This is a genomic window from Pseudomonas sp. GXM4, from assembly GCF_008923895.1.
Lineage (GTDB): Bacteria > Pseudomonadota > Gammaproteobacteria > Pseudomonadales > Pseudomonadaceae > Aquipseudomonas > Aquipseudomonas atacamensis.
Genome location: NZ_WBRZ01000335.1, coordinates 1 through 5,212, shown reverse-complemented (window position 1 = coordinate 5,212; position 5,212 = coordinate 1). Strand labels below are relative to the sequence as shown.

Here is a 5,212-nt window from a genome sequence, read left to right as displayed (position 1 = left end):
ATGTTGAATGTGCAGACCTCATCGCGGGCAAGCCCGCTCCCACATGGGTCACAGGTGATTTTGAATTTTGTGTGAGGACACCGTTTTGCGCTCTACCGAAGTCGTGATCATTGGCGCTGGCGCCGCCGGCTTGATGTGCGCCCTGACCGCCGCCGGGCGCGGGCGTCAGGTGTTGCTGCTCGACCACGCGAACAAGGCCGGCAAGAAAATCCTCATGTCCGGCGGCGGTCGCTGCAATTTCACCAACATGTACACCGAACCGAGCAATTTCCTCTCGCAAAATCCGCATTTCTGCAAATCGGCGCTGGCGCGTTACACCCAGTGGGATTTCATCGGCCTGGTCGGCAAACACGGCGTGCCGTACCACGAGAAGAAACTCGGCCAGCTGTTCTGCGATAACAAATCCAGCGACATCCTCGGCATGCTCCTTGATGAATGCGATCAGGCCGGCGTCGAGCTGCACCTGGACACCTCGATCCAGGCCATCGAGAAGGTCGACAGCGGCTACCTGCTCGACACCACCCTCGGTCAGGTCCAGTGCCAATCGCTGGTGATCGCCACTGGCGGCCTGTCGATTCCTACCCTGGGCGCTACCGGTTTCGGTTATCAGGTTGCGAAACAGTTCGGCCATGAGCTGCTGCCGACCCGCGCCGGGCTGGTGCCGTTCACCATTACCGACCAGCTCAAGGAGTTGTGCACAGAGCTGTCCGGCACCTCGGTGGATTGTCTGGTCAGCTGCAATGACCAGAGCTTTCGCGAGAACATTCTGTTCACTCACCGTGGCCTCAGCGGCCCGGCGATTCTGCAGATTTCCTCGTTCTGGGAGTCTGGCGATACGGTAGAGATCAACCTGCTGCCGGATCACGACGCGGCGAGCTGGTTGCAACAGCAAGTCGCTGAGCGTCCGAACAGCGAGCTGAAGACTTTGCTTGGCGAGATCTTCACCAAGAAAATGGCCAACCTGCTGGCGGACAACTGGTTCGTTTCCAAACCGATGAAGCAGTACACCCACGCTGAACTGGCGGAGATTGCCGAGAAGCTCGGCAGCTGGAAGGTTGTGCCGGCGGGAACTGAAGGCTATCGCACGGCTGAGGTGACTCTGGGTGGCGTCGACACCCGCGAGGTGTCGTCCAAGACCATGGAATCGCTGAAAAGCCCGGGCCTGTACTTCATTGGTGAAGTGCTCGACGTCACCGGGCACCTGGGCGGCTTCAATTTCCAGTGGGCCTGGGCCTCTGGTTACGCAGCGGCGCAGTTCGTTTGATCCACGTCTTTCAAATGTGAAATGCAATCCCTGTGGGAGCTGGCTTGCCAGCGATGAGGCCGGCACATCCAACACCGATGTTGAATGCCAGGACGCCATCGCTGGCAAGCCAGCTCCCACAGGTTTTGTGCCAATCCCCAAATTGAGTTCGGCAAAAAAGCAGTCAGGAACACTTTTTGCTGTCAGATGTGCTCGACGCCATTGCGTCGGCGTCATTACTGGCTCAATTTAGCGGCATCGCCTCGGAAGGCCTTCGCACTTCATGTCCTCGACCTCGTTTCGTCAGTCTTTGCGGCGCCTGTGGGCGCTGGATAAATTCAGCTACAGCGTGCGGGTATTCATCGCCCTGACCGGCAGCATGGCGCTGTGCTGGTATCAGGATGAAATGGGCCTGCTGATCCCGTTGTTCCTCGGCATCATCGCCAGCGCCCTGGCCGAAACCGACGACAGTTGGCAGGGTCGTCTCAACGCTCTGGCGGTGACGCTGGTGTGTTTCAGCATCGCCGCGCTGTCGGTGGAATTGCTCTTTCCCTACCCGATCATTTTTGCCGTAGCCCTGGCACTGGCCAGTTTCAGCCTGACCATGCTCGGTGCGCTGGGCGAGCGTTACGGCGCGATCGCCTCGGCGACGCTGATTCTGTCGGTGTACACTATGATCGGCGTCGATCAGCGCGGCGGCGCGGTCACTGACTTCTGGCATGAGCCGATGCTGCTGGTCGCTGGCGCGGCGTGGTACGGCCTGCTCTCGGTGCTGTGGCAGGCACTGTTTTCCAATCAACCGGTGCAGCAAAGTCTGGCGCGCCTGTTCCGCGAGCTGGGCCTGTATCTGAAGCTGAAATCCTCGCTGTTCGAGCCGATCCGGCAGATGGACGTCGAAGCCCGCCGCCTCGAACTGGCGCAGCAGAATGGCCGGGTGGTCGCCGCCCTGAACACGGCCAAGGAAATCATCCTGCACCGGGTCGGCAACGGTCGACCCGGCTCGAAAGTCAGCCGTTATCTCAAGCTGTACTTCCTCGCCCAAGACATTCACGAACGCGCCAGCTCTTCGCACTATCCTTACAACGCACTGGCCGAGGCGTTCTTCCACAGCGACGTGCTGTTCCGCTGCCAGCGCCTGCTGCGCCAGCAAGGCAAGGCCTGCCGGGCCTTGGCCGAATCCATCCAGATGCGCCAGCCGTTCATCTACGACGCCAGTTTCGCCGAAGCCCTGAACGACCTGCATGCCTCCCTCGAACACTTGCGCATCCAGAGCAACCCGGCATGGCGCGGCCTGCTGCGCTCGCTGCGCGCACTGGCGGCCAACCTCGGCACCCTCGACCGCCTGCTCAGCGATGCCAGCAACCCCGATGCCCTGGCGGATGCCACCGACAGCAGCCTGCTCGACCGCTCACCGCGCAATCTCAAGGACGTGTGGATTCGCCTGCGCACGCAACTGACGCCGACCTCGCTGCTGTTCCGCCATGCCCTGCGCCTGCCGCTGGCACTGAGCATCGGCTACGGCATGGTGCACCTGATTCACCCGTCCCAAGGCTACTGGATCATTCTCACCACGCTGTTCGTCTGCCAGCCGAACTACGGCGCCACCCGGCGCAAGCTCGGCCAGCGGATCATCGGCACGGCCATTGGCCTGACGGTGGCCTGGGCGCTGTTCGATCTGTTCCCCAACCCGGTAGTGCAATCGTGCTTCGCCATCGCTGCCGGCGTGGTGTTCTTCACCAATCGCACCACCCGCTACACCCTGGCGACGGCGGCGATCACCATCATGGTGCTGTTCTGCTTCAATCAGGTCGGCGATGGCTACGGACTGTTCCTGCCACGGCTGTTCGACACCCTGCTGGGCAGCCTGATCGCGGGTCTGGCGGTGTTCCTGTTCCTGCCGGACTGGCAGGGTCGGCGCCTGAACAAAGTGCTGGCCAACACCCTGACCTGCAACAGCATCTACCTGCGCCAGATCATGCAGCAATACGCCGCCGGCAAGAGCGACGACCTCGCCTATCGCCTGGCCCGCCGCAACGCCCATAACGCTGACGCGGCGCTGTCGACGACACTGGCGAACATGCTCATGGAACCGGGGCATTTCCGTAAGGAGGCGGATGTCGGTTTCCGTTTCCTGGTGCTGTCGCACACCCTGCTCAGCTATTTGTCAGGGCTCGGCGCGCACCGCGAAACACAGTTGCCTGCGGAGGTACGTGAGCATCTGATCGAAGGCGCCGGGGTGAAACTGGCGACCAGCATCGACGAAATCGCTCAAGGCCTGGCGAGCAAGCAGCCGATTGCAATTCAGAGTGATGAAGAAGAAGCGCTGGCCAATGAGCTGGAACAGATGCCGGATGAAATCGATGAAGGGCAGCGGTTGGTGCAGACGCAGCTGGCGCTGATTTGCCGGCAGTTAGGGCCGCTTCGGACATTGGCGGCGCATTTGATCAAAGAAGTCTAGCTGCAAGCTACAAGCTACAAGCTACAAGCCGAACGCAACCCGGCTTCTAACTTGAAGCTTGCAGCTTGAAACTTGTAGCTCCCCCACTACATTCCATGCCGCCGCAATAACTTCTCATAAGTCCCGTCAGCCTTCATCGCTGCAATCGCCCGGTCAAACCCGGCGACGATCTGCTCATGCTGCGGGTTCTTCAGGCTGACCAGAATATGCAGGCTGTTTTCACTCAACGGCTTGGGTAAAAACTCCACCGAATTGCGCACCTTGGCCGATTCCCGGGCCAGGTAATACTTCGCTACGTACTCATCCTCAAGCGTCAGCTTGACCCGATCCGCCGCGAGCATGCGCACGCCCATGGCGAAGTTGTGCACGGGCACTTTCTGCATCGCCGTGTCGGCATCGAAAGGGGCGGAATAGGCATAGCCGCGCACCACCGCAATCGGATAGGTGTGCAGTTGCTCGAGGCTGTTGTATTCAATAGGTGCGTCTTTGCGCTTGAGGAAGCGGATGCGGTTGATCAGGTACTCACCGGAAAACTGGCCGATCTGCGTGCGCTCGTCGTTGTACCAAGCGTTGACCAGCACGTCGTAACGCCCCTCGCCAATCCCCAGCAATGCGCGCGCCCATGGCACTTGCTCGTAACCGCTGGCATAACCTGCGCGAGCCAGTGCGGTGCTGACAATGTCAGTGGCCAGTCCACCGTTGACCAGTGCATCGTCGGTAAACGGCGGCCAATTATCGAACGCCAGCCGCAGCTTCTGCGCCGCAGCATCCTGGCCGAGCACCAGCAGTCCGATCAAAGCAACGGCTTGAAGCAATCGCAGCATGCTTGAACATCCTCAGCGGGCAACCGCCCGACGTGGTTTCACGTCAAAACCCAAGGCCCCTTACCGGCAAAACCCAAGCATTGAACATTAGCTCATGGGAGCCAGTGGACAGTGCTCTTGAGCAGATTACACAAAGTCGCAGCCAGCGCGAGAAAGGAATAGTGGCATTTTGACCTTTATCACAGACTGTTGCGCCATACAGACATACGGCGCTGCTGCGCTTAGTATCGGGCGACATGGTCAAGGAATCGAAAAATGACAATCGAGTGGATCTGCAAACATCATCGTGATCTGGGCAAAGAGCAGTTGTACGCCTTGTTGAAGCTGCGCTCTGATGTATTCGTGGTCGAACAGAAATGTGCCTATCCGGATCTCGACGGCCAGGATCTGGAGGGTGATACCCATCACCTGATGGGCTGGGAGGATGATCATCTGATGGCTTATTTGCGCCTGCTCGACCCGGAATCCCAAGGCGGCGACGTGGTGATTGGCCGCGTGGTGACCGCGCCCGCCGGCCGTGGCAAAGGGCTGGGCCACGCCATGATGGAACAGGCGCTGAAGCAGGCCGAAAAGCACTGGCCGCAGGTACCGATCTATCTGTCGGCGCAGGCGCATCTGCAGGGGTATTACGGCAAGTACGGGTTCGAAGTGGCGGGCGAGGAATATCTCGAGGATGGGATTCCCCAC

At 60.0% G+C, this 5,212-nt stretch carries 4 protein-coding genes; 3 read left to right on the top strand and 1 reads right to left on the bottom strand.

Translation table 11 applies throughout. From position 1 onward, the window contains the following. The first annotated feature begins 85 nt into the window (after positions 1–85). Both F8N49_RS25290 and yccS read left to right on the top strand, forming a co-directional pair. Positions 86–1,264 carry an NAD(P)/FAD-dependent oxidoreductase gene (locus F8N49_RS25290; RefSeq protein ID WP_151553062.1) on the top strand — a complete coding sequence of 393 codons (1,179 nt, stop codon included), beginning with the start codon at positions 86–88 and terminating at the stop codon, positions 1,262–1,264. A gap of 262 nt (positions 1,265–1,526) precedes the next feature. Next, positions 1,527–3,701: a YccS family putative transporter gene (gene yccS / locus F8N49_RS25280; RefSeq protein ID WP_151553060.1), complete on the top strand. Its 2,175-nt coding sequence runs from the start codon at positions 1,527–1,529 to the stop codon at positions 3,699–3,701. A gap of 86 nt (positions 3,702–3,787) precedes the next feature. On the opposite strand, the gene F8N49_RS25275 is transcribed toward yccS, so the two are convergent. Then, positions 3,788–4,525, bottom strand: coding sequence for an ABC transporter substrate-binding protein (locus F8N49_RS25275; protein WP_071173870.1), 738 nt, complete (start codon positions 4,523–4,525; stop codon positions 3,788–3,790). A 255-nt stretch (positions 4,526–4,780) separates the two neighbouring features. On the opposite strand from F8N49_RS25275, the gene F8N49_RS25270 reads away from it, so the two are divergent. Then, positions 4,781–5,212, top strand: a 432-nt coding sequence (locus F8N49_RS25270) for a GNAT family N-acetyltransferase (protein WP_151553057.1), incomplete at its 3' end; no start/stop codon positions are given.